The following is a 22,331-nucleotide window of genomic DNA, read 5'->3' as shown; positions in this document are numbered from 1 at the left end:
GATAGCAAAATGTCACCGCATTGACATATGTTAAATCAATGCGGTGGCATTTTGGTTTTATGCCCGGACGTCTTTTTTCTTCAGAAGAATGTCTGCCAGTATGAACATCGCGATCAACCAGATCACGCAACTGGCAATGAATAGTCCATATCCTCCGTCCAGTACATCTTTGCTTTTGTTGGCGTTCATGCCAGCCTGCATCAGTGAGTAGGGCCAGAGCAGGGCAAAGCCTTTGGAACTGGCAAGGATGCCGGAGATGCCTCCGATTAGGGCTAGGAATACCGGAACGGCGAAGCTGCGGATGAGCATGGACAGGACGAGTTGGGCGGCGATGACTGCGAGAGCTCCCAGAGCGCCGCGTAAAAGAAAAAATGACAGTTCTATGGGCGGCCATCCGGGGAGATGGGCGAATGTTTTGCCGCAGAATGTGTACAATAAGAATACAAATCCGTGTGTCAACAGAGCCAGTTTTGCTACGACTACAAATTTTGCAGCAAACAGATCCAACGGTTTCACCGGACTTGCCATGATGATATTCCAGTTGTGACCCAGATGTTCCAGACGCCAGAGGTATGCCGCATAGACGGCGACCATGGCAGGGAAGAAAAACATGGAATAAAACAAGGTGTGCTGAGTCCAGAGACTGTACCATTTGTCTTTCAGTATCTCTAAATTCTGCAGATAGTTAAAGGTTCCGTATCCGGCAGAAATGATCGGAAGAAGAAAGAACATCACCCAGATCGGGGATGCATGAAGTTTACGATTTTCTGCAATAATGCAACGTTTCAACATGATCACACCTCCTGTTTCTGTACTCTGCGCCATGACGCATAAAAAAATAATGCTGCCAGAGCAAATGTAAATGCCAGTAGTCCCCAGTTAAAACTTCGGGTTCCATAAGTCACTGTATGTGTAGCCTGATCCCATTTTGCAACTTCATAAGAACTTAACGGAATAAAATATCCCCATGGCACAAAGTAACTGACAATCGGCGGCATAAATGCTGAGAACAGTCCTAACAATGCCCCTACGATTCCTACGCAAAGTGCCGGAAGCGGATTGTTCCATATCAGCATAATAAAAAATTCAGAAAAGAAAAGCATTAGTCCTGCTGCTGTCGTGCAGACTGCCAGATAAATAAACTGTCCTGCCGGAAAAGTTTCTGTATAACCATGTATTTTTCCCAGTAAAAGAACAGCTCCCATTTCCATAAACACCGTCAGAAAAATTTCCATAACGCCAAATATAACTTTTCCTTTAAACAGGCTCCGGCGACTCTGTAACGTATAGAGAAGTTTTGTGGTATTTCCTTTTATTTCCATGTCCCACAATCGACTGGCAAGCAATGCCATAAACACTGGCAATATAATAGAATTGATAACAGGAATACTGTAAAACAGTGCACTGTATGCATTTGCCAGTTCGTCCGGGACAGACGGTGACAGACCTCCTACCCACACTACCATGATCATGGAAACCAACAGGCAGATCCATATGTCATGACGGCGGTGGGCTTTTTGTATTTCTATGTGAAAAGTTCCCGTCATCTTATGCCACCTCCCCGCTGCTTTGGGTCAGACTGAGGAAAATTTCTTCCAGACTTTTGGTCTGAGTAGTGAGTCCCACAACTCCGGCTCCACTTTCCGCAAGGTCTCTGACAAGAACCGCCAGAATTTCATCTGATAACGGCGGCAATTCCAGGAGATTGGGCTGCTGCATCATTGTGGTGCGGATTCCCTGACGGTTCAGTACCTCGATGCTTTTTGGTACGTCTAATACCTTTAGCTGGATATTTCCATGGCTGTGTTTCTGGAGTTCCTGGAGTGGTCCCTCGAATAACATTTTGCCGTGATTTAGGATTCCAACCTGAGTGACCATCTGTTCCATTTCACTGAGCAGATGGCTAGAAATCAGAATCGTTGCTCCGGTACGATCCGGCATGGAGGCAATGAGACTGCGCATTTCCTGAATTCCTGCGGGATCGAGGCCATTGGTGGGTTCGTCCAAAATCAGCAGTCTTGGTTTTCCAAGGAGTGCCATGGCAATGCCGAGACGCTGTTTCATTCCAAGAGAATACTGGCCAACTTTTCGGTTGGCATCGGCAGTTAATTTCACGATTTCCAGTACTCTGTCGATGTCTTTATGGGAAATCCCCTTCAATTCTGCGATGATTGAGAGATTCTCCTTTGCTGTCAGATGCAGATAACCGGATGGAGATTCAATCAGACTGCCTGTCTGGCGCAGTAAGGCTATGCGATTCTCTTCATTCATTGTCTGGTTCAGCAGTTTCACACTGCCACTGGTGGGGTGTGTCAGTCCAAGTAGCATTTTCATACTGGTAGATTTTCCGGCGCCGTTTGGTCCTATGAAGCCGTAAACGCTGCCCTGCAGGACGTTCAAATTTAGATTGTCCACTACCATTCGTCCGTGATAACTTTTACAGAGATTATGAGTTTCAATAACATTTTTCATGATATCCTCTCCTTTAATTCGTTTTTCCAGTTATTGTTTATTTCATAGCAATACATTTTGAGATATGCAGATTTTATACTAATCGCATAAATTTTCGCCGTACATCCCGGAATTTTGCCACATCCATATGAAAACACTTCAAAGAATAACAGCGTGTAAACAATAACTTTTTCGGAACACACTCAGATTACACCTGCTGCCTTAATCCCCTCCGAATCCAGGCTTAATTTTCCCTTAAGATTTCGGATTTTCCGACTGGAGAGTTTTTAAATGTGTTATAGTAAAGCAAATCTTAACTGTCGCCTGTTGCTTTTTTGCTTTTCACAATCGAAGCAAAGTGCTTACTTGATTCGGTTAAAGCAGGGAAGTTATCTGATTAGACTATAGCAATCTTCGAAAATAAAATAGAAAGAGGCATAGAATTATGAATAGTATTTATGAAGTTCGGATTCTGATCGTAGATGACAATACCGACTTACTTCACCTGCTCTGTGAACAGCTATCCGGAGCCGGTTACTGCCATATTCAGACTGCAAAAAACTGCGCGGAAGCCAGAAAAGTATTTGCTGCAGAAAGACCCGAGCTGATGATCCTGGATATCAATCTTCCGGATGGAGATGGCTTTTCTCTTTTTCGTAGCCTGCGGGCGGAGGCGGATATCCCGGCTCTGTTTCTCTCTGCACGGGATGCAGATGCGGACCGGCTGTTCGGGCTTGGGCTTGGCGCAGATGATTACCTGACGAAGCCTTTTCTGATGCAGGAATTGCTTCTCCGGATTCAGCATATCCTGCAACGCTCTTATCGTGCTGAACTTGCAGATGCAGGGAAGAAAACACTGAAATTAGGTGAAAGAAGTGTGGATCTGAATGATGCACTTGTTACGATGCCAGACGGAAGCAGTACTGCTTTGACGGCTACAGAACTGGCACTTTTATGTAAACTGGCGGAGAACCGTGGGCATCTTGTGACTTTTGATGCACTTTGTTCGGCTGTGTGGGGTGCGGATTATTATGGTTATGAGAACAGTCTTGGTGTGCATATCCGTCATTTGAGGCAGAAACTGGAAGAACATCCGAGTACACCTAAGTTTCTTCTTACTGTACGCGGAATTGGGTATAAACTGGTGTAATGACAAATGGACTTGTTAGATAATTTTACAGAATAAATTTTTTATCTATAACAATTGATGACAACACGGAAACAAGAAATTCGGATGTAAAAGGAGGATTAGCATGAAAACTTTTGTACGTCTGATCCGCAGATACGTACTGGCTGCAGTTGGATTTGTAATGCTATTATTCGTTTCAGGTATTGGTTTTCTGGGATGGACGATCTGGTATGAGGCGACTTATCTGCCGCAAAGGGAGTATACATTCAGTGATATTGCTGATTCTATGATTAAAACAAAAGACGGGCTTGTTTTTGGCTCGCAGCATACCCCGCAGGAATGGATGGATGGATATGCGTGGTGCATGGTGCTGGATAATAACGGAAATGTTAAATGGGATTATCAGCTTCCATCTGAACTGAATAGGCATTACACGGTCAATGATATCGCCAATTTTACTCGCTGGTATCTGGATGATTACCCTGTGTTCTGTCAGACAAAAGATTATGGGATGTTTGTAATCGGGCTTCCAAAGGGGAGTCTGTGGAAATATAATTTCTACAGTACTCCAGCTCTTTTGCTCAGTATGGTACACAATCTTCCTGTAGTAGTTCTTGTATTATTGTTTGCAGGACTGCTTTTCTGCCTCTGGCTGGGATGGAGGGGAACGAAACGACTGGAAACAGTTGCTGCAGGACTGGATGCACTGGCTGACGGACAGACTGTACAGCTTCCGACAAATGGATTTACAGGGGAATTGGCTGAGAAACTAAATCAGACAAGTTCTCATCTTCAGAAGAGGAATGAAATGCTTGTGCGGAGAGATGATACGAGAACGCAGTGGATTGCAGGTGTCAGTCATGATGTGCGGACACCTCTGGCACTGATCCTTGGATGGGCGGAACAGTTAATGCAGGATAAAACACTTCCGGATGCCGCACGGCAGAAAGCCTCTGGAATATGCGGACAGAGCGAGAAACTACGCAGTCTTATTGATGATCTGAATCTGACAAGTAAACTGGAATATGGGGCACAACCGCTTCGTAAGAAAGAGTACTCTGCAGGACCGCTGATCCGGAAACTGGCGGCGCAGTTTTACGACAATCCACTGGCGGAGAAATGTGAGATTTCGCTGATACAAAGTGCTGAGGCTGAACATGCGCAGATTTCTGTTGATGAAGGGTTGATTGGACGATTGATGGAAAATCTGTTGAATAACAGTGTACGGCATAATTCCGAAGATGTAAAAATCTCTGTAAAAACCGACATTGACGGAAAGTTTTTCCTGATAACAGTATCAGATAACGGAAAAGGTTACCCGCCGGAAGTTCTGGCAGTGCTGAATTCTGATGAAATACAGAAAAATACACCGCACATTCTTGGAATGCATGTAGTCGAACAAATCGCGGCGGCACATGGTGGAAAAACACTTTTTAGCCAAAACACTCCCTGCGGTGCAAAAGCTACAGTTTGGCTGCCATTACTATAAAAATCATGGCCGCATTAATTTTGTAAGAATAAATTAATACGGCCACTTATTTATTATTATACAGTGTCAATCGGATATTCGTAATCCGCTTCGTTACTTGCTCATAACCGATTAACTGCTCCTCAGTTTCGGTTAAAATATTCTCTGTATAGTGAAACTATTTCTTCTCATCCAGCAGAATCACGCCCTGTGCAGGGTTGTGGTTGATAGCACCTACGATCGGATGTGGAACATACATTTCTTCCAGATATGCAATATCTTCTGGAGTAAGTTTCACATCAAGGGCACCAACTGCGTCGTCGAGGTAAGAAGCTTTTGTAGCTCCGATGATTGGTGAGGCAATGCCTTTTGCCCACTGCCATGCGATGGCGATCTGGGACATTTTGCAGTTGTATTTCTGAGAGAGTTCGTGGACACGGTTAACAATCTTCATGTCATACTCTTCCATTTTGTCATATTTTCCCATGGCTACTCTGTCGGTTTTGCTTCTCAGTGTGTCTGTGTTCCACTGTGGTCTTGTGAGGTGCCCGGCTGCAAGAGGGCTGTATGGCATTAAGGACACATTCATCTGTTTGCAGATTGGGATCAGTTCACGTTCGTCTTCACGGTAGAGGAGATTGTAGTGGTTTTCCATGGTGGAGAACTGGGTCCATCCGTGTTCTTTTGCAGCAAGCTGCATGTTGTAGAACTGATAGCCGTACATGGCAGATGCTCCGATGGCTCTGACTTTACCTGCTTTTACCAGATCATGAAGTGCTTCCATGGTTTCTTCGATCGGGGTTTCAAAGTCAAATCTGTGGATGATGTAAAGGTCGAGATAGTCTGTTCCCAGACGGCTAAGAGTGCCGTCGATTTCTCTCATGATGGCAGGGCGGGAAAGTCTGCCCTCATTGAAGTAAACTTTGGATGCGATGACTACTTTGTCACGTGCAATGTTTTTCTTTAAGGCTCTGCCAAGGTATTCTTCGCTGGTTCCTGCAGAGTATCCGTTGGCTGTATCAAAGAAGTTGATGCCCAGGTCAAGGGCATGTCTGATTACTTTTTCACTGTCGTTTTCGTCCAGTGTCCAGTCGTGCATGGTGCCTGCTTTACCGAAGCTCATGCATCCGACGCATAATTTTGATACCTCTATGTCGGTATTTCCAAGTTTTGTGTATTCCATTTTTATCCTCATTTCCTGTTTTGTTAATTTCAGATAGAAGTAAATCCCCCTTTATGAATGATTGTTTTCACAATTAAATCAATCTAAGGAGGATCTACTTAACATCAGGCAGATAAAATTATCTGCCTCACTACTTGACTTGATTGAATCAAATGGTTCTCTGCTATAGAAGCAAATAACTTCCCTGATTCAGTCAGATTCTTATTTTAATTTACTATACTCTTCATCTGAAACAGCTTCGCACCATTCGTTGGAGCCCTCTTCGCCCGGAACTTCAACTGCAAGGTGGGAGAACCAGCTGTCCGGTGCTGCGCCGTGCCAGTGTTTTACTTCTGCCGGAATGTTGATGCAGTCGCCTGGTTTCAGTTCGATGGCTTCTTTTCCTCCTTCCTGATAGTAGCCGCGTCCTGCAACACATACGAGGATCTGTCCGCCGCCACTCTTTGCGTGGTGGATGTGCCAGTTGTTTCTGCATCCCGGCTCAAATGTTACATTGAAGATTCCGACCTGACTTGTGGATACAGGTGCCAGATAGCTCTGTCCTAAGAAATACTGAGCAAATGCATCGTTTGGTGCACCGATTGGGAATACCATGGATTTGGCATGTGCTCTCATGGCTTCGTCTTCATATGAAAGATCTCCCTCACCGTTCTGCCAGATTTCTTTTGCAAGGTTAAATACTGCCCATCCTTTTGGCCATCCTGTGTAGAATGCTACATGTGTGATGATCGCTGCGATTTCTTTCTGTGTTACTCCGTGATCTTTTGCATTCTGTAAATGAAATTTCAGGGATGAATCTGTGATTCCGGATGCCATTAATGCTACTACTGTGATGATGCTTCTTGTTTTTATGTCAATGTCCTGATTATTCCAGTTTTCTCCGAAGAGTACATCATCGTTGAAATGTGCAAATTCCGGAGCAAATTCTCCGAGTGCATTTCTGCCTACTGTCTGTACGATCTTTGCCATAATAATTTCCTCCTGCTATGAGTTATGATTTCTACTAATTATTTCATTCGTTCACAATTACTAATTTTCAGTTTGTAAATTTTCATATTTATAAACTTGACAGACCATTGTTTACTCATTTAGATATGAAATTTTATTCCGAAAATCTAACTCTCATTTTCTATATTATAAAGATTTAACCCAGTTCTCAATTGCCTGTTTGTTTCCACCATTAAGGAGTTTGCCCTCGCGGATTTCTACGCCTGGTGCGGATGGCTGTAATTCCTGAACGGTTTTTCCGAATCCGCTTTCGCCGGATGTTGCGAAGAGTGTAATCTTCTTTCCTGAGAAATCATAAGCTTCCAGGAATGTGTTGATGATAGTCGGAGCTACATACCACCAGATTGGGAAACCGATGAGGATTTCATCATAATCTGCTACTTTTGCATCTGTTGGTTTGATTTCCGGTCTGGATGTTTTGTCTTTCATTTCTACGCTGCTTCTGGAATTTTTGTCCATCCAGTTTAAGTCTGCTTTTGTGTATGGTACGGTTGGCTCAATCTCATACAGGTCTGCGCCTGCTGCTTCTGCAACCATTTCTGCTACTCTCTTTGTTGTTCCGCTTGCACTGAAATATGCTACTAATTTTTTTGCCATGATAAAGAATCCTCCTTGATAAAAAATGTGCAGGATACTTTTTTCATATCCTGCACATTATTTTAATCTGCAAATGTCATTATGTCTAATACTTATATTGAATTACTTTTTATGCCTGAAAAGCATTGATTTCATCGATAAATTTATTCACTGCACGGGAATGTGGAATGTGTCTGCGCCAGTATTTCGGGAGGGTAATGTGATGACCACCACGTTTGAAAAGAGGCGTTTCCAGTTCCTCTTCCAGAGCCGCAAGCTGTCGGGAAAGAGTGGGCTGGGTGATATGAAGTTGTTCGGCGGCTTTTGTGAAGCTTTGTTCTTTTGCTACTGTCAGGAAGTAGCGTAATACTCGTAAGTCCATGTTTTTTTCACCTTTTAATTAAATATTCCCTTGTCTTTAGCATAACATCCTGAAGAATTTTCAGATTTTCCAGTGTATCTTCTGTTTCCAGTGAGTGATTTGTGTTTTCATAAACATATATTGGCACTTTTTGTTTTTGAGAAAGTTCCTGTACTTCAGGAACTATACTCCATGGATCTGATGTTCCGATAAAAGCGATTGCATTATCATGTTTATAATCATATGTGTATTCCAGAGGTGTATACAGAATCTGGCGGCATTTGAGGTTGTGTTTTTCTGCATATGCTGATGCGATGATCGTACCTACGCTTTTTGAGATGAATAATATTTCGTCGTATTTGTTAAAATCAATCGCAGAAAGACTTTTCTCCGCCTGTGCATACAGAATCTCAAATACCTGCTGCATTTTTTCTTCATTTCCGCGGATGTTTCCACCATCATAAGAATAGCTCAATGTAATTGTCTCTTTATATCCACATTCCTGGGCCAGTTTCCGTGAATAATATAAAAGTGGTTTGTCACAATGATACCCGATGCCCGGGAAAAATACTGCTAATTTCATGTTTTGCTCTCCTTTGTCATATTTCTTTCATTGCATATCAAACAGATATCCACAATCAAACCATAAACAAAGCAGTACTTCCTCTCCGAAATACTGCTCTGCTTATATTTTCTCTATTTTACCGCAAATTAATTCTGCAATGCCTGAAATCCTATCTTCCAAAACCTATTTATTCCCAAAACAGAAGCACTTTTTCCCCTGCTTTTCTCATCACTTTTGTATATCCGCTTCTCTCTTTTACAAACTCAATTCCTACAGATACCAGAAGCGATACCACCAGCAGTGACAGCACGATCAGAACCCAGTAATGGAATGAGAAAAAGAATCTCAGGAAATAATAGGAATATAATAAAGTATGGAATAAAAAGATATTCAGTGAATACTTTCCAATAAAGCAAACAGCAGGTGATACTACCGGTATATCTATCAGAACCGTATGTACTGCACAGGCTATGACCAGCGCAAGTAATCCATCAACAATTCCGTTCAGATTGTAATTCGTACGATAACGTAAAAGTATAAAAAGTATCACCAGTTCCACAATAAATACTGTATATTTTCTTATCTTGTTCTTATCCGTTATCTGTGTCAGTTTGTGGAAGAATCCAGTTTCCATACAGGCCGCCCCCAAAAGCAGACTGAACAGATAAAATGTGGAAGGATTCGCCGTTCCCAGCAAATAAACTCCGCCAGTCAATACTGCCACTACAGTGAGTGCCCCGTATCTCCGCATCAGACGTATGATAAAAGGCATCACAAAGATAATGAAAATTGCCAGACTCATATACCACCAGGTAGGATTTAATGTAGGTGTTGAAAACAGATAAGACAATCCCAGGAAATCAATCACAAAGTAAAATATAATATCCTTTGTTGCCGTTCCGTATGCATCCGCAATTGTTCTTCCCAATGGCTGACATAACAAAGCAAGAATAAAAATAAACCAGTACCCTGCCATAAGTTTCCAGTATCTGTTCCACGTAAAAGCCACCAGTTCTTTTTTCTCCGGTTCTCTGTCCCCGAATGTTTTGTGATAAACAAAAGTAATGCCATAGCCACTTAAGAATACAAAAACTGCTACACATACTTTGCACAACAGAGCCAGAAAAGTCAGACAATCCGGCGTAAATGGCCGATAATCCACAATATATCCGGCGTACTCTTCGAAGTCATTGAACAGATGATGAAACAGCATCATAACAATGGCTATTCCTTTACAAAAATTCGTTTCTTCTTTTGTAAACATATAGATTCCTTTCTTTTTATCATTTACAGAAGCGAATTTATAACCATTCAGCTGCCAGTTGCGAAGCAGCTGAATAATTATGCAAATTTTCAGATAGCCAAAAGATTTTTGATAGCCTCCATATAGATCAGAACTGCTTCTTCCATACCAGACACCAGAATATACTCGTCTGCGCTGTGGATTCTGTAGTCGATTCCCATTTTCTCCGGTCCGAATGCGATGATGTTCTTGAGGGATTTTGCGTAAGTTCCGCCGCCGATTACCATTGGCTTGTTTTCTGTATCGCCTGTTACATCTGTATAAGCTTTGTATAAGGCATTTACAAGCGGAGATTCTCTTGGAAAGAATAACGGATCACCAATCTCCAGGATTTCCATGCGGCCGTTTTCGTCTTCCAGTCTGTCTGCGCACATTTTGCGGACTTCGTATGCTTTTAAGGTTACAGGAACACGGATATCGATGGTGCAGGAAACTACTCCATTTTCTGTCTTAATGATTCCATTACATAAAGTAAGGTCTCCGTACTCATCCGCAAATTTCAGTCCGATTCCGGAACCATCGCAGGAGGTTCCGATATGTGTATTATAGAATTTCACAAAATCATCCTCGAATCCTGCTTTCTCCAAGCACTCAAAAGTAACACCTGCTGCATTCACTCCGAGAGTCGGGGTGCTGGCATGTGCAGGAACGCCTTTTGCATAGATGCTGAGCTGTCCATTTTCTTCTGTCAGTTTGTATTCCTGAAGTTTTGTTTCGGAAAGTGACGCTTCCAGCTTTTCTTTCAGTCCTGCTTCTGCCGGAACAACGATGGTGCAGGAATCGCATACTGCGTTGGAAACGAAGCCGCCATCTGCTGAAATAATCTTTGTGTTCTTGGAATATGCCATCATTCCCATATGGCCCTTTTCACCGTGGATGCATGGGAAGTTGGCATCTGGTGTGAAACCGCAGGATAATTCTTCTGCTACCTCATTATAATGTTCCATACATTTGGAGCCTGTTTCCTCGTTACATCCCATGATGAGACGGACTCTTTTGTTCAATTTCACCCCAAAATCGCGGAGAAGTTTCATAGCATAAAGTGCCTCCAGAACAGGGCCTTTGTCATCGGTTGTTCCACGGCCATAAACATAGTCACCCTCTCGTGTCAGCTTAAATGGATCATAGGTCCAGTCTCCTCCTACCGGTACAATGTCGAGATGTCCGGCAATACCTACGATTTCTTCGCCCTCGCCCATCTCTGCATAACCACAGTAGTTGTCCAGATTTACTGTCTTGAAACCGAGTTCTTCTGCAATTTTAAGTCCCTCTTCAAGCGCTTTCGCAGGTCCCTCGCCAAATGGCATTCCCTCTGCCGGGGTGCCAAGCTGAGAGTCAATAGCTACCAGTCTGCCAAGGTTTGTAAGCATTTCATCTGTTAATCCATGAATTTGTTCTTTCATATCCATTGTATTTGTATCCTCCAATCAGATAATATCTTTCTCTTTATTTATATTTCTCTTTTTATATGTCGAAATTCCAAAACCCAGAATTGTTCGAATTTCCCGTAACATCAGTCCTCAACCAAAGTAACAACAGGCTTTCCGTCTTTATCCAGTAATGGTGTCAGTCCACCTGCATATCCACTGAAATGGAATACATAATTCACACCTGTTTCTCTGTCAACCCAGATTTCTGTTCCTGTCATTGCACCCTGAGAATAAACTTTTTTGAATCTTTCGTTTTTGGCCATTTTATTTTCCTCCAGTATTAATGTCAGGCGAAGCAAATTACTGCCTGCTGTGCATAATGCAAATACCATTCCTAAGTCCTCATCCATTGCTTATTACTTTTCGCAATTGAAACCGAGAACTTACTTGATTCGGTTAAGTTTTGCTTTTTTATTATAGCACACATCTTTATGTAATTGTCAGAATTTCTTACTATAATATAAAAATACTATTATATTTTCAACAATATATACAAATATATTGACGTCAAGTACTTTATCACTATAAAATATAGAAATACACACATCCAAAAACACATTAACAGAGAAAGATTTACAGGCTAACGTATGAAAAAGAAATTACAACACACATTAAAAGTCAGTATTTTACTGATCATGGCAATCCTGATCTTTGCATCGCCCCCTGTTCTTTCCAGAGCTGCCGAAGCAACGCCAGAAACACAGAAAGAATCCCTGAAGGAAACTCATACATTAAAGAAAGTCCGGGTTGGATATCTGAATTATCCTGGTTATCAGGAAGGCGAAGGCGATGAACCAAAATCAGGCTACGGTTATGAATATCTCCAGCAGATTGCCTATTATGCAGGATGGGAATATGAATATGTAAACGGCAGCTTCAATGAACTTCTTGAAATGCTCAAAAACGGCGAGATTGATATTATGGGCGATCTTTCCTACACTGCCGAACGTGCTCAGGATATTCTGTTTGCCAAAGAAGAACAGGGACGTTATGATCCTGAAATTCCATGGCCTGCGTGGAGAATTCCAGATAAATTATGCCTGCGGATATGCATACTCCGAAGATTATTCCGGACTTACCCTCTTAGATCTGCTGAATGAAGCAGACCAGAAAATGTATGACGATAAAATCCGTACAAAGAAAGATCAGAAAAATATTCGTTAGAAAATAAAAAGCTCTGTCAGATCGGCAGAGCTTTTTTGCAGGATTCTTTCTTGCTGAGAATTTCTACTTATTTTCAGTTTATAGATGGCTTTGACTGGTTCTTTCTATATTCTGATGGTGTCTGTCCCATCTGTTTTTTAAAAAAGCGATTAAATACAGACAAGCTTGTAAAACCCGCTGCCCATGCCACATCTATCACTTTTTCATCCCCGTTAATAATTACAATTTTCATATAGTTGTCCTCCTGAATTTTAAGTTTCATATTTCTTCGTACAATAATACTGATGAAACATAATAGACTTGCTTTCTATAGCTTTCCTCATCGATTTATTTAATTTTCTTCTTCTCTTTTCTTATAAAAAGACAGACACATAAAACAGCAAAAACAACAGTTACAGATATAAGTATCGGCCATACCGGGATTGGACAGACGCCTGCGCTGATAATCTTAAGTCCCTGATAGAATGTGTATACACCGAATACAGAGAATATCACAAATGCAAGTGTATTAAGCAGTCCATCCGGAGTCTTGCTCTTTAAAAGATAGCCGACTAACATTCCAAGGATATCCGCAGCAAAAAGTCCCAGGGAACATCCGATCCACACAACAAGTGCTGACTCTATACCTTCATTAGCGCCAAATGTAATAGCAGTAAGCTGCGTCTTGTCTCCAAGTTCTGCCAGGAAAAATGTACAGAAAACTGCGAGTGGAGCGAATTTAATTTTTGATTTACCGCCCTCTTCCTCTTCATCGTCATCATCACCGGCAATCGTTGATGCAGCAAAGTAAAGAAATGCCAGTGCTGCTGCTGTCTTAATGAGCCAGTCAGGAATGAATTCGCTGACAAGTCCGCCTGCCAAAACAGCCAGTCCGTTAAGTACAAGGATTGCTGCAGCAGTTCCAAATATAATATCTTTTAACCTGTACTTAGAAGTAAGAGCGATAAGCATGAACTGAGTTTTGTCTCCCATTTCTGCTATGAATTCAGTAAAAAATACCTTTAAAAATAATAACATTTGTCTGATATCTCCTTTATCTTATTATAATGTAAACCGCATATGCCGCATAAAGCGCAACCATAGCAAATCCCTCTATTTTTCCGATTTTCTTCTTGGTTCCTGCAAAGATCCATACACACACTGTAAATACAATAAGTACACACAGATCAATAATATTCTCAGTAATTATGCTGATTGGACTGATCGCTGATGCAATACCAAGTACCATAAGTATGTTAAATACATTTGAACCAATCGCATTGCCAAGTGCCATATCGACTTCGTTCTTTCTGGCTGCAACTATTGAAGTCACAAGTTCCGGAAGTGATGTTCCTATTGAAACAATTGTAAGTCCAATAAGTGTCTGACTCATTCCAAGATCACTTGCTATTCTTGAAGCAGCATCTACAGTCACATCTCCACCGATTGCAATCGCAATTGCACCACCAATAATGAATAAAATACTGAGCGGCACTGAAATCAGCTTGATATCTTCATCTGAACCACCTTCAATCTCAACCTTCTTGCCTTCCTTACTTGCCTTTAATGCAATCTTGATCATGTAGAAAATATATCCTGCAAACGCACCAAGAAATATCACACCATCAAGATGTCCAAGTGTCATACCTGCTTTATCACCAAATCCGGCAATTCCAAAAAGTAATAAAAGACCTGCACAGATAAGTGAAAACGGGATATCTCTCTTTATTGTTTCTTTTGCAACATCTACTGTAGCGATCATTGCACACACGCCGATAACAACCATCAGGTTGAATATATTGGAACCGACTACATTACTTACTGCAAGTTCATTATTGCCGGTAAGTGAAGCCGATACACTGACCGCTGTCTCCGGAAGTGATGTTCCCATTGCAACGATGGTAAGTCCGATAATAATAGATGGAACATGCAGTCTCTTTGCCACGCTTGAGCTTCCCTCTACAAAAAAGTCTGCGCCCTTAATAAGCAGTACAAAACCTATTACAAGAAATACAAGCACAAGAGCAAATGGGGCATTGTTAATGAATTTTTCCATTTTTTCCTCCTTTTTATTCTCCACAACAGCACTGTCAACCGAAATATCTGCTATTACGAGTATACCCAGCAGATAAAAAAAGACTCATGTATATCAATTACCAGCCAATGCATCATACACCAGCTGTTAATCGATATACATGAGTCTCATTATTTAAGATTTGCCAGATTATACTCTCTAATATAATCAGAATGTTGACAAATCACACTTTCGCGCTAACTACTCCCTCATGGAATATTAAGTTACTTGACAAATCTTATCAAATGTATTCAGGCTTGTCAACAACATTCGATACTTTTTTATACTACTTTTTTATACTAAAAAACGCCAAATCTCTATATCGTTTTCTTTCTGATCATACAATAATAAATACGAACGCTGCCCATACTTTCTGCATATTCTAACAGCAGAAGTCTTCAAAAGGAGTATCTGCATGAAAAATAAAAAATGGATTGCACTGGCAGCTTCGGTTATACTTGCCGTGACTGCAGTGCCGGTAACAGCATTTGCGAAGAAAAAAGACAGTTCAGATGATAAGACACTTACAAAGGTTACTTTAAATGAGGTTGCTCATTCTATTTTCTATGCACCGCAGTATGTGGCAATTGAAAAAGAATATTTTAAAGATGAGGGACTTGATCTGACGCTTGTTACTGGATTTGGAGCGGATAAAACAATGACTGCTGTGATTTCCGGAGAAGCAGATATTGGATTTATGGGAGCTGAAGCTTCTATTTATGCTTATCAAGAGGGAGCTACTGACCCTGTTGTTAATTTTGCGCAGCTTACCCAGAGGGCAGGAAATTTCCTGGTGGCACGGGAAGAAATGCCTGATTTTAAATGGGAAGATTTAAAAAATAAAAAAGTATTAGGCGGACGTAAGGGTGGCATGCCGGAAATGGTATTTGAATATATTCTGAAGCAGAATAGCCTTGACCCTCAGAAAGATCTGTCTATTGACCAGAGCATTGACTTCGGCGCTACTGCGGCTGCTTTTACAGGAGATGATTCGGCAGATTTCACTGTAGAATTTGAGCCGTCTGCTACTGCTCTTGAAAAGCAGGGCGCTGGGTATGTCGTGGCATCCCTTGGTGTTGACTCCGGCTATGTGCCTTATACCTCCTACAGTGCCAAAACCAGCTATATGAAAAAAAATCCTGATATCATGCAGAAATTCACTGATGCTCTGCAGAAAGGTATGGACTACGTTCAGAGTCATACTCCAGAGGAGATTGCAGAAGTAATCGAGCCACAGTTCCCTGAAACAGATCTGGATACCATCACAGCCATTGTAAAACGTTATTACGATCAGGACACCTGGAAAGAAAATCTGGTGTTCGGGCAGGATGGTTTTGAACTGCTGCAGGATATCCTGGAAGATGCAGGTGAACTGAAAGAACGTACACCGTATACAGAACTGGTCAACACAGAATTTGCGCAAAATGCTTCCTGATGATTTGCTTTTTCTGATCCTCCTGTAATTTTAGCCCGATATTCGTCTCTTCTCATCCGTTCCTTCATATTGTCAGAGATTTTTGACTTGATTCAGCCAAACCATAATCTTATATATATTTTGAGTAACAGGTAGTAAAAAGAACCATATTTTAACTCCAATTTTGAGAAACGCAGACAGAATTTCGTCATTTTGTCCTGCGTTTTTCTCATGCCTTTTGACAGTTTGATGGAATCCCCGAATACTGATTCCGGCTTTTCGTCAGAATGACAAGAAACAAAAAAAATCTTTGTACGATTCTTCCCTAGCCATCCCTCCTCCTTTTCGCTATACTGTCTACAGATGAAAAAACGAGTAATCAATCAGCAAAAACACTATGAAATAATTTTGGAGGAATAATAATCATGGCAAGCTTATCATTACAGCACATTAACAAAACTTACCCAAATGGTTTCCAGGCAGTTAAAGATTTCAATTTGGAAATCGAAGATAAAGAATTCATCATTTTCGTAGGACCTTCAGGATGTGGTAAATCTACTACACTTCGTATGGTTGCCGGTCTGGAAGAAATTTCCGGCGGTACATTAAAAATCGGTGACAAAGTTATGAACGATGTAGAGCCTAAAGACCGTGATATCGCAATGGTATTCCAGAACTACGCTCTGTATCCTCATATGACAGTATATGATAACATGGCATTCGGACTTAAACTTCGTAAAGTTCCGAAAGATCAGATTGATAAAGCAGTTCGTGAAGCTGCAAGAATCCTTGACCTTGAGAAACTTCTTGATCGTAAACCGAAGGCTCTTTCCGGTGGTCAGAGACAGCGTGTTGCTATGGGACGTGCTATCGTACGTAATCCTAAGGTATTCCTTATGGATGAGCCTCTTTCCAACCTGGATGCTAAACTTCGTGTACAGATGCGTATCGAGATTTCCAAGATCCATCAGAGACTGGGTGCTACAATCATCTATGTAACACATGACCAGACAGAGGCTATGACTCTTGGTACCAGAATCGTTGTTATGAAAGACGGTGTTGTTCAGCAGGTAGATACACCACAGAACCTGTATCAGAAACCAGGCAACTTATTCGTTGCAGGATTCATGGGATCTCCGCAGATGAACTTCCTTGACGCTGTTATCTCCGAAAAAGGCGGCAACCTTATCGCTAAAGTTGGCGAGCATGAACTGGCTATCCCGGCTGCTAAAGCAAAAGCTCTTAAAGATGGCGGCTATGTAGGTAAAACAGTTGTTCTCGGTATCCGTCCGGAAGATATCCATGATTCCCAGATGTTCATCGAAGCTTCTCCAAGCGCACCGATGACATCCGTAGTTAAAGTTTACGAGCTTCTCGGAGCTGAAGTATTCTTATACTTCGACGTAAACGGAACTCAGGTTACAGCACGAGTTGATCCTCGTACAACAGCTAAGACCGGTGATCCGATCAAATTCGCATTCGATATGGAAAAATCTCATTTCTTTGATAAAGAAACAGAACTTACAATCTGCAACTAATTTTCAGGAATCTTTAATAAACCCGGGGAGTTTTCCCCGGGTTTTTATGTTATAATATAGAATTGCTGCCTGATTACTTCGATCAGACAATTTGCAAGGATTGCTATAAGCTGACTCATACCCCAAAAGAAAGGATTGACCTAATGAAAATACAACAGATTTTACAGAAATGCCTGACAGACTGGAAGAATATCAGCCAGCTTGATTTCTGTTTGCTGGATTCTGATAACCATATCTTTCTCTCTACCTGCGATAAAAAACTTCCTGCAGAATCAAAACTGGAAGAATTTCGCCAAAGCAGTGCCCTGTGTGTTTCCAATACAAGCTGCTGCCTGTATAAGATCATGGAGAACCATTCCATCTCCTATATTCTGATCGTATGGGGAAAAGCAGAAAGTACTGCTACCATCGGAGAGCTGGCCGTATGCCAGGTACAGAGTCTCCTGACTGCCTATGCGGAGAAAAGCGACAAGAATACCTTTATGCAGAATCTTCTCCTTGGTAGTTATTCTGATGTAGATGCCTTTAACCGCGCCAAGAAACTGCACATTGCAACTTCTGTTCAGCGTGCCGTATTTCTTGTGGAAACCAAACAGACCAAGGATGAGAACGCTCTCGCTACGATCCGGAATATTTTCTCTGCTCGTACCAGAGATTTCATCACAGCTATTGATGATACAGGGATTATCATCATCAGAGAATTACAGTCTACAGAAACTTATGAGGATCTGGAATCAATTGCATATATGCTTGTAGATATGTTAAATACAGAAGCAATGACTTCCGCATGGGTTGCCTACAGTAATCTGGCAGAGGATATTTCCAGGCTTCCAGACGCATACAAGGAAGCACATACAGCCCTTGAAGTAGGCAAGATTTTCTACGCAGATAAAAATGTATTCGGATATAACCAGCTTGGAATCGGCAGACTGATCTACCAGCTTCCTGTTTCCATATGTGAAATGTTTATCGACGAGATCTTCAAAGAGGAAACTCTGGATTCTATTGACGAAGAAACCCTGATCACTATCCGTACTTTCTTTGAAAATAACCTGAATCTCTCTGAGACTTCCAGACAGCTTTATGTACACAGAAATACTCTGGTGTACCGCTTTGAGAAGCTGCAGAGAAAATTTGGACTGGATATCCGCGCGTTTGAGGATGCACTGACATTTAAACTGGCGATGATGGTTGTGGATTATATTAAATATTCCAAGAATCATCTGTTATAATCCCAAAATCAAGTAACTTTTCGAAGCAGAGAAATATTTACGAGGATTGCTATCGTTACTTGCTTTTGTATAATAAGCAGAATAATTTTCTCTATAACTCTCTATAATATAATAAAGGAATTCCCATTACAGGAATTCCTTTATCCTTCTGCAATTTTCTGATACTTTATACCAGATCGTATTTTGTAATGTCCATTTTTACCTTTCCATTCGCCTGGAAGGAAATTCCATCTGCTTCCTGTTCTGTAAAGATTACCATGGACATTACCTGTTCACCGTCATTCACAAATACTTCCACACTATATCTGTCCAGAATCATACGAAGTTTTAATTCATCTGTCTTTCTATTTACCAGACAGCTTTTCTCGTGAACTACTGCTCTTCTGCTTCCGGAAAGTTTTCTATCCAGCTTTAACACCGAATCTTCAGGACAAAAACTTAATTCTGTATGGAATTTTTCATTCTGCGCAAAACATACTGTAAATTTTCCATAACCTGTTTCTTTGTCTTCCGGGCTGATGGCAAGTTCCATATCTATAGTACGTCCCTGTACCCCTTTAAGCATAACCGGCTTGTCTTCGACTACAACATTTCTATATTCCGTTTTATTCTTTCTGATCGCATCCAGTTCCCGTACCGGTTTCTGATACAGTCTTCCATTCTTCACAGATAACTCTCTGGGAAGACTCATCTGCGCAAACCATTTTGACTCTTCACATCGATGAGAAAGAGTATCCCAGTTCTGCATCCATCCAATCATGATACGACGTCCGTCCGGTGCTTCTACAGTCTGCATTGCATAGAAATCAATGCCATAGTCAACAGACTGATAGTTCTCTTCTTTTAATGTATGCGTATCAGAATCCATTTCACCAATAATACAAAGAGTTCCATTTCCACTGTAATACTCCATTCCTTCAGCCAGCATATCCTGCGGACTGGTCAGAAGAACATATTTGCCGTCTAGTTCAAAGAAATCAGGACATTCCCACATTTTCCCATATCGATTTTTATTCTCTGCAAGTATGCTCACAAACTTCCACTGAAATCCATCCTCACTGCTGTAAAGGAGAATCTGTCCACTTCCATCTGAAGGACGGTTGCCGACCACACAGTAAAAAAGCCCATCTTTTCCCTTCCATATCTTTGGATCACGAAAATCCACCTTACTTCCGCCTTCCGGCACATCCAATCCGGTAAGTACAGGATTCTTGTCATATTTCTTATAGTCTGTTCCATCTCCCACAGCAACTGACTGTGTCTGTATATCTCTTACAGTGCCATCTTCCAGAGTTTCATGATCTACAGATGTATAGATCAGAAGCTGCTGTCCGTCAGGCAGTTCCGCTGCACTGCCCGAAAAGCATCCAATCTTATCGTATTCTTCGTCCGGAGCCAGAGCTGCCGGAAGATATTCCCAATGCAGCAGATCTTTACTGACCACATGTCCCCAGTGCATACTGTCCCACTGTGTTTTATATGGATTATACTGGTAAAATAAATGATACTGTCCTTTATACCAGGAAAAACCATTTGGGTCATTCATCCATCCTACATATGGACTTATATGAAAAGCTGGTCTTTTCTCTGAGGGTATTTTCTGACCATTCACTGCTTCGTATTCTCTTGCCTTATCTAAAATACTCTTCATAAATTCTAACCTCTCGCTGTCTCTCCCGGACATTATCTGACCGGGAGAAATCATTCACATTTTCATTATTTTTTCTCACAGACAAATTGCCTGACAGTGCCATCAAAGGAACAGGTTTCTATTTCTGTTCAGCATAATATGCATCCAGATACTCCTGATAAATCTTCAGATAATCTTCCAGTCCATAGGAATCCAGACTCTTGAGATATTCATCCCAGTCAGCATCTGTAAATCCGTTCATGATCCAGTCAGATTTCTTTGCATTGATCGTTTTCTGAATATCAGCCTGAAGGTTGGACAATTCTTCTGTATCTTCTCTGTTCATAAATACGTTCGGATATACATATTCTGTGTGCATGTCCGGAGTAAAGTAGTCTTCAATCCAGTCAAGACGATACTGTGCATCATCCGGACAGGTTACATATTTATCATAATATTCATCCAGAACTGCCAGCGGTCCTCCTACAGCCTCTGCCTCTCTTACTTCTACAGGGGAAGCATCTCCAAGAGGTGCATGTTTCAGCATATCTCCGCCTTCTGCGTTCTTGCTCATTTCGAAGATATCAAAGTCATCATCTTCGCCGTAAGTTCCCCAGTTGTTCTGTGGGGACTGTATCGGATCATACATCTGGTCTAACCATGCACATACAAGTGCCGGATTCTTGGCAACTGCTGTTACAACACAACGTCCACGGTCAAATCCACTTGTAAAGGAACCATTCTGCGGTGTCAGGTTTCTGGTATCTGCTGTAAGAACAGGAAGCGGAACCCAGTCTTTCAGGTTGTCAACGTTTGCTACATCCCAGCTAAAGCATACGCCATATCTTCCGGACTTTCCTTTGGATACATAAGTGGACCATTCCTGTGTAAATGCTTCCGGATCGATCAGACCTTCGTCATTGAGTTTGTGCAGCCATTCGATACCTTTTTTGTATCCTTCCTGTGTAGCAGAGCAGATTACTTTCTTATCGTCTGTAACTGCGATGTGTCTGGTTTTATCTGCATCTCCGTATCCTTCTCCAAATCCGTTGATCAGGATAGATGGGTCCTGATCTCCGTCATTTACGATACAGGACATTGGGATAATACTTCCATCAATACCAAATTCTTCCTGAAGTTCGGAGGCATGGTCGCGGAATGCGATCAGAACCTGTTCAAATTCATCTACAGTTTCAGGAACTTCAAGATTCAGGAAATCCAGCCATTTCTTATTGATAAAGCTCATATTTCCCACTGTCTGGATTGCTGTTTTGCCTGAACCCAGCTGCTCGATCCACGGAAGTGCCCAGATATGTCCTTCTGTGTCTGTACACATGGTTCTGTATTCCGGATACTTGTCAAAAACAGCTTTCAGATTCGGCATATAAGCATCTATGTAATCTTCCAGAGCAATGATGATTCCCTGGTCTGCATATTTCAGAAGATCACTGTCACTGAAACCTGCTGAAAATACGAAATCCGATAATTCCTTGGGGTTTGCCATTGCAAGAGAGATCTTATCACTCCACTGGTCTGCCTGGATCGCATTCCATTTTACTTCAACATTTGTTTTTTCCTGAAGACGTTTGAAGATGGTTCTCTTATTCGGGTCAGACTCTGTGTTTGCCGGATAGCTTGTCATACCGGAAATCTCTGTTTTTTCTTTCAGTGGAAATTCCAGTTCTGCTTTGTCTACTTCCTGAAATTCTCCGTCATTAAGTGCCACTTTACTCTTTCCACATCCTGTCATGGAAGCTACCATACAAACTGCCAGTGCTGCTGCCATAAATGCTTTTATTTTTTTTGCTTTCATACTCTTCTCCTCT

General features: G+C 41.6%; 21 protein-coding genes and 1 pseudogene. 6 read left to right on the top strand and 16 right to left on the bottom strand.

Annotated features, from left to right (window positions below; genetic code table 11):
• Window positions 1–57: 57 nt before the first annotated feature.
• Genes KQI87_RS05225 through KQI87_RS05215 form a run of 3 tightly spaced genes read right to left on the bottom strand, consistent with a single transcriptional unit; the run spans window position 58 to window position 2,472 of the window.
• Window positions 58–792 carry an ABC transporter permease gene (locus tag KQI87_RS05225; RefSeq protein ID WP_216459185.1) on the bottom strand — a complete coding sequence of 245 codons (735 nt, stop codon included), beginning with the start codon at window positions 790–792 and terminating at the stop codon, window positions 58–60.
• A 2-nt stretch (window positions 793–794) separates the two neighbouring features.
• Window positions 795–1,547, bottom strand: a complete 753-nt coding sequence (locus KQI87_RS05220; protein WP_216459184.1) for an ABC transporter permease — start codon at window positions 1,545–1,547, stop codon at window positions 795–797.
• 1 nt (window position 1,548) lies between these two features.
• Entirely contained in the window at window positions 1,549–2,472 is a 924-nt protein-coding gene (locus KQI87_RS05215; protein WP_216459183.1) for an ABC transporter ATP-binding protein, read from the bottom strand.
• 424 nt (window positions 2,473–2,896) lie between these two features.
• Between KQI87_RS05215 and KQI87_RS05210 the strand changes: the two genes are divergently transcribed.
• Both KQI87_RS05210 and KQI87_RS05205 read left to right on the top strand, forming a co-directional pair.
• Window positions 2,897–3,601, top strand: coding sequence for a response regulator transcription factor (locus KQI87_RS05210; RefSeq protein ID WP_216459182.1), 705 nt, complete (start codon window positions 2,897–2,899; stop codon window positions 3,599–3,601).
• A gap of 103 nt (window positions 3,602–3,704) precedes the next feature.
• A complete protein-coding gene (locus KQI87_RS05205) occupies window positions 3,705–5,069 on the top strand; it encodes a sensor histidine kinase (protein WP_216459181.1) in 1,365 nt (454 codons plus the stop codon).
• Between the two features lie 157 nt (window positions 5,070–5,226).
• Here KQI87_RS05205 and KQI87_RS05200 read toward each other — a convergent pair whose 3' ends face one another.
• From KQI87_RS05200 to KQI87_RS05165, 8 genes and pseudogenes are all read right to left on the bottom strand, one after another.
• Entirely contained in the window at window positions 5,227–6,231 is a 1,005-nt protein-coding gene (locus KQI87_RS05200; protein ID WP_216459180.1) for an aldo/keto reductase, read from the bottom strand.
• 201 nt (window positions 6,232–6,432) lie between these two features.
• A complete protein-coding gene (locus KQI87_RS05195; RefSeq protein ID WP_216459179.1) occupies window positions 6,433–7,200 on the bottom strand; it encodes a carboxymuconolactone decarboxylase family protein in 768 nt (255 codons plus the stop codon).
• A gap of 165 nt (window positions 7,201–7,365) precedes the next feature.
• The gene (locus tag KQI87_RS05190) at window positions 7,366–7,836 is read right to left on the bottom strand and encodes a flavodoxin (RefSeq protein ID WP_216459178.1); all 471 of its coding nucleotides are present in this window, start codon (window positions 7,834–7,836) and stop codon (window positions 7,366–7,368) included.
• Window positions 7,837–8,026: 190 nt separating this feature from the next.
• Window positions 8,027–8,197, bottom strand: a pseudogene (locus tag KQI87_RS05185) (LysR family transcriptional regulator); the annotation flags it as partial.
• 7 nt (window positions 8,198–8,204) lie between these two features.
• Window positions 8,205–8,759 carry an alpha/beta hydrolase gene (locus tag KQI87_RS05180; RefSeq protein WP_216459177.1) on the bottom strand — a complete coding sequence of 185 codons (555 nt, stop codon included), beginning with the start codon at window positions 8,757–8,759 and terminating at the stop codon, window positions 8,205–8,207.
• Window positions 8,760–8,928: 169 nt separating this feature from the next.
• Window positions 8,929–10,005, bottom strand: a complete 1,077-nt coding sequence (locus tag KQI87_RS05175; protein ID WP_216459176.1) for an acyltransferase family protein — start codon at window positions 10,003–10,005, stop codon at window positions 8,929–8,931.
• Window positions 10,006–10,094: 89 nt separating this feature from the next.
• Complete coding sequence (locus KQI87_RS05170; protein ID WP_216459175.1) at window positions 10,095–11,453, bottom strand: M20 family metallopeptidase; 1,359 nt, start codon at window positions 11,451–11,453, stop codon at window positions 10,095–10,097.
• A 104-nt stretch (window positions 11,454–11,557) separates the two neighbouring features.
• The gene (locus KQI87_RS05165) at window positions 11,558–11,737 is read right to left on the bottom strand and encodes a DUF6440 family protein (protein ID WP_216459214.1); all 180 of its coding nucleotides are present in this window, start codon (window positions 11,735–11,737) and stop codon (window positions 11,558–11,560) included.
• A 324-nt stretch (window positions 11,738–12,061) separates the two neighbouring features.
• Between KQI87_RS05165 and KQI87_RS05160 the strand changes: the two genes are divergently transcribed.
• On the top strand, window positions 12,062–12,574 hold the full coding sequence (locus KQI87_RS05160; protein WP_216459174.1) for a substrate-binding periplasmic protein: 513 nt from the start codon (window positions 12,062–12,064) through the stop codon (window positions 12,572–12,574).
• Window positions 12,575–12,711: 137 nt separating this feature from the next.
• Here KQI87_RS05160 and KQI87_RS05155 read toward each other — a convergent pair whose 3' ends face one another.
• The 3 genes from KQI87_RS05155 to KQI87_RS05145 all read right to left on the bottom strand — a co-directional run bounded on the left by KQI87_RS05155 (window position 12,712) and on the right by KQI87_RS05145 (window position 14,673).
• The gene (locus tag KQI87_RS05155) at window positions 12,712–12,870 is read right to left on the bottom strand and encodes a helix-turn-helix domain-containing protein (RefSeq protein WP_253292373.1); all 159 of its coding nucleotides are present in this window, start codon (window positions 12,868–12,870) and stop codon (window positions 12,712–12,714) included.
• Window positions 12,871–12,965: 95 nt separating this feature from the next.
• Window positions 12,966–13,655, bottom strand: a complete 690-nt coding sequence (locus tag KQI87_RS05150; RefSeq protein WP_216459172.1) for a TMEM165/GDT1 family protein — start codon at window positions 13,653–13,655, stop codon at window positions 12,966–12,968.
• Between the two features lie 16 nt (window positions 13,656–13,671).
• Window positions 13,672–14,673 carry a calcium/sodium antiporter gene (locus tag KQI87_RS05145; protein ID WP_216459171.1) on the bottom strand — a complete coding sequence of 334 codons (1,002 nt, stop codon included), beginning with the start codon at window positions 14,671–14,673 and terminating at the stop codon, window positions 13,672–13,674.
• 433 nt (window positions 14,674–15,106) lie between these two features.
• Between KQI87_RS05145 and KQI87_RS05140 the strand changes: the two genes are divergently transcribed.
• The 3 genes from KQI87_RS05140 (at window position 15,107) to KQI87_RS05130 (ending at window position 18,875) form a co-directional block, all read left to right on the top strand.
• Window positions 15,107–16,126 carry an ABC transporter substrate-binding protein gene (locus KQI87_RS05140; protein WP_216459170.1) on the top strand — a complete coding sequence of 340 codons (1,020 nt, stop codon included), beginning with the start codon at window positions 15,107–15,109 and terminating at the stop codon, window positions 16,124–16,126.
• A 404-nt stretch (window positions 16,127–16,530) separates the two neighbouring features.
• Window positions 16,531–17,643: an ABC transporter ATP-binding protein gene (locus KQI87_RS05135; protein WP_118330588.1), complete on the top strand. Its 1,113-nt coding sequence runs from the start codon at window positions 16,531–16,533 to the stop codon at window positions 17,641–17,643.
• A gap of 143 nt (window positions 17,644–17,786) precedes the next feature.
• Window positions 17,787–18,875 (top strand): PucR family transcriptional regulator, encoded by a 1,089-nt coding sequence (locus KQI87_RS05130; RefSeq protein ID WP_216459169.1) that lies wholly within the window; start codon window positions 17,787–17,789, stop codon window positions 18,873–18,875.
• 166 nt (window positions 18,876–19,041) lie between these two features.
• On the opposite strand, the gene KQI87_RS05125 is transcribed toward KQI87_RS05130, so the two are convergent.
• On the bottom strand, window positions 19,042–20,526 hold the full coding sequence (locus KQI87_RS05125) for a glycoside hydrolase family 32 protein (protein WP_216459168.1): 1,485 nt from the start codon (window positions 20,524–20,526) through the stop codon (window positions 19,042–19,044).
• A 118-nt stretch (window positions 20,527–20,644) separates the two neighbouring features.
• Complete coding sequence (locus KQI87_RS05120; RefSeq protein ID WP_216459167.1) at window positions 20,645–22,318, bottom strand: extracellular solute-binding protein; 1,674 nt, start codon at window positions 22,316–22,318, stop codon at window positions 20,645–20,647.
• Window positions 22,319–22,331 lie beyond the last annotated feature (13 nt).

This window comes from Blautia sp. MSJ-9, assembly GCF_018919065.1.
Taxonomy (GTDB): domain Bacteria; phylum Bacillota; class Clostridia; order Lachnospirales; family Lachnospiraceae; genus Blautia_A.
This window is presented reverse-complemented; position numbering and strand designations above follow the sequence as displayed.